3 protein-coding genes are annotated in these 3247 nt (G+C 39.9%); 1 reads left to right on the top strand and 2 read right to left on the bottom strand.

Going from position 1 to position 3247, the window contains the following annotated elements; all coding sequences use genetic code 11:
- Together QZU45_RS11775 and QZU45_RS11770 are read right to left on the bottom strand one after the other, a co-directional pair.
- The coding region (locus QZU45_RS11775; RefSeq protein WP_295355526.1) for an AAA family ATPase at positions 1–886 on the bottom strand (886 nt) is incomplete at its 3' end.
- A gap of 71 nt (positions 887–957) precedes the next feature.
- Positions 958–1386: an EamA family transporter gene (locus QZU45_RS11770; protein WP_295355524.1), complete on the bottom strand. Its 429-nt coding sequence runs from the start codon at positions 1384–1386 to the stop codon at positions 958–960.
- 366 nt (positions 1387–1752) lie between these two features.
- On the opposite strand from QZU45_RS11770, the gene QZU45_RS11765 reads away from it, so the two are divergent.
- Positions 1753–3247 (top strand): anthranilate synthase component 1 (locus QZU45_RS11765; RefSeq protein ID WP_295355522.1); only part of this gene is annotated, 1495 nt, incomplete at its 3' end.

The raw sequence follows: 3247 nt of genomic DNA, 5'->3' as shown, positions 1-3247 counted from the left end.
TTTCAGTCTGAGACCAGTAACTTAAAAACTTCTTTCTTAAAAGAGACTCGACCACAGAATTAGGATTGTAAAGGTGCAGATCGTTATCAAAGATATAACCGTCGTACCATTTTTTCATAGAGTAAAAGTCTGCATTGAACTGAATGCATAACTCCTTTACATCTTCCTCTGTAAAGCCAACAAAAGGAGCATATTCACCAGGCTCTGTCATAGAGAATTCTCTAAACATGTTAAGAGCACTGTGAGTACCGTATTTCTTGATAGGCAGAATACCTGTCATATAGGCAAGGGACACATAGGAGCGGTCTTTGAACAAAGCTCGCAAATAATCAAGATATAGCTTTATTCCTTCAGCATCAGTCTGTTTTTCTCTCATGATGCAGTCCCACTCATCTATGATGAAGACAAAACCGTTACTTTTGCCAAAAGCTTCCGTCTCCCTGCTATATATATCTGAAAGGATCTGATTAAGCTTTCTCTCCTCAGCAATTTCCTGTTCTGGGAAAAGAGCTCTTAATTCATTTTTAATTTCAGACTCAAGATTGGACAGCATCTTTGAAACATCTTTATCCGCATTGCTCAAAAACTGCTGCATATCTATAAAGATAGTATTGTATTTGTTCAGATGGTTTCTATAAGAATCTGATTTTGCAATCTTAAGATTATCAAACAGAAAAGAACTGTCCACTCCTTTGGAGTAGTAGGCACTGAGCATTTCAGCAGTAAAGGTTTTTCCAAAACGTCTTGGACGAGTTATACATATATAGCGCTGGCTTGTGTTTATAATTCGATTCAATAAAGAAATAACTTCGCTTTTATCGATACATATTTCAGAGTTCAACGAGAATTCGAAGCCTTTAAATCCTGAATTTAAATATAAGCCCATACTTTTCTCCACAGCAACAATAAGTATGTTAGCAGAGTTTATTTTTGTTTTCAGTTTAAACTAAAGACAATCTACTTGTTGATTATCCAAAGGCCCAAAAGACATACAGCCACACCTACTATCTTGTTCCAGCTAATAGGTTCTTTATACAGAAGAAAGCCCACTACTATCAGAAAGATGGATAAGAACGCGCTCGTTACTATGTAGGCAGAGCTTATAGGCCAGCCAGCCTTATAGGTATAGATAAAACCAGCCTCAAGACCTAAAAGACACAGACCAAAAGCAAAAGGTACCCAGTTAGCCTTTGCATATTCAAGTAAAAGCTCAGATTTCTCATCACGGGTTAAATAATACAGGACAAAAGAAGCTAAAGCTGCCATAAGATAGGTTATGGTCAGAGCTGCAAAAGGATTTAATGCAGAAGGAAAAGACTTTGCGCAGATGTTATAAAAGATGTTGGACAGAACAATCAGTGCAATCGGCCATATGTAAGCTACCATAGAAAACTCCTTATTCATAATCGGCCTGAATGCGCCCCAGGTACCCAACGCGTTATGAAAATTCTAGCACCGCAAAGACTATGTCGTAGTTCTCACCATAAAAGTTCTTAATTCTTTCCTTTATGGTGCAATTTAATTTATTTTACATAAAACACTAATTTTTCTAGAAGATTGGGATATGATAAAGAAAAGTTACAAGATATCTGAGGATTTATTGATGATTAGAAGTTTCAACGGTTCATGGTGGCGCCCTGCTTAACTGCGGGTAGAACTGTTGTGCTTATAGAGGACCCGCGTAATAGCGGGTTTTTTCGTATATAAGGGTCATAAATTTCAGAAAGAATTTTCAAAATATAAGGTGTGAATATGAAGTCGATAGCATTTGATACTAAATATCTGAAGGAAGCTCACCTGTTTTATAAGGAATACTGTCACAAGGACAACACCATTCTTTATGAAAGTGCTGAGATTATAGACAAGAGTGGAGTCCAGTCCCTAATCGGTGTTTCAGCAGCTCTGAAGATTACCTGTGAGGATCTGAAGGTTAAGGCTCAGGCCTTAAATCAGAACGGTAAAGCTTTATTAAAGCTGATTGCAAAAGAGCTTAATCTTACCGCATCAGAGGACACACTCACCGTTGCCTACTCAAGACCTGATCATGATATGGATGAGGAAACCAGATTAAAGTCCCCTAACCCTTTTGAAGTCTTAAGAAAGACCATTGTAAGTATCAAAGGCTGTAAGAACATCTTCATCGGCGGTCTGATTTCCTTTGACTATATCAATAACTTTGAATACATAGGTGATCTCAAAAAAGGCGAAAATCCTTGCCCTGATTACGGCTTCTACGTATTTGATATCGCTATCAGATCAAATCATCAGATGCAGAAGACCCAGATTGATGCCTATGTATTTGATGAAGCTTCCTACAAGGAAATCGCCTTTGAGACCCTTGACCTCAGAGACAAAATCGACGACTTCAGTCAGGAAGATACCCTGGTAATCAGGAAAGTTACCCCTAAGATTGATCCTGATCTTGATGATGAGAAATTCGGAGAGATTGTTGCCAAGGTAAAACAGCACATTATCGACGGTGATGCTTTCCAGGTGGTGCCATCCAGAACCTTTAAACACCGCTGCAATGATCCATTACTAGCTTACTCCTATCTAAAGAAACTCAATCCATCACCTTATATGTACTACATCAAAGATCCTGACTACATAATCTTTGGAGCAAGCCCTGAGTACGCTGTAAGATTTGAGGCGGAGGAAAGACGGGTATCCATAAGCCCTATTGCAGGAACCCGCGCTCGTGGTCTTAACGAGGATGGCAGCATCAACAAAGAGCTGGACAGCCGTATCGAACTGGAACTCAGAACCGATACCAAAGAGGTTGCCGAGCATCTGATGCTGGTTGATCTGGCTCGTAACGATCTTGCAAGAATCAGCAAATGCGGCTCCCGTTATGTTGATAACATGCTGCATATTGATAAATACCAGTCTGTTATGCACCTTGTTTCAGATGTTCATGCCGTATTAAGAGATGATCTGGATGCACTTCACGCCTACTGTGCCTGCATGAATATGGGAACTCTGTCTGGAGCCCCCAAAATCAAGGCTCATGAGCTTATCTATAAATACGAGGGAAAGAAACGCGGTTCATACGGCGGTGTGATAGGTATTCTCTCAGAGGATGGCTCTATGGATACCTGTATTGCCATCAGAAGCGCCTTTGTAAAGGGTAATACCGCATATGTACAGGCAGGATGCGGTGTAGTATTCGATTCAGATATCAAGGCAGAATGCCAGGAAACAGTCAACAAGGCAAAATCAGTTTTATGTGCCTTAGCTCTTGCTGATA

It is taken from the genome of uncultured Succinivibrio sp. (assembly GCF_902756765.1).
GTDB lineage: Bacteria > Pseudomonadota > Gammaproteobacteria > Enterobacterales > Succinivibrionaceae > Succinivibrio.
This window is presented reverse-complemented; position numbering and strand designations above follow the sequence as displayed.

Coding starts and splice junctions, on each gene's coding strand:
- QZU45_RS11770 (WP_295355524.1), bottom strand. CDS start 1,386: ATGGTAGCTTACATATGGCCGATTGCACTGATTGTTCTGTCCAACATC.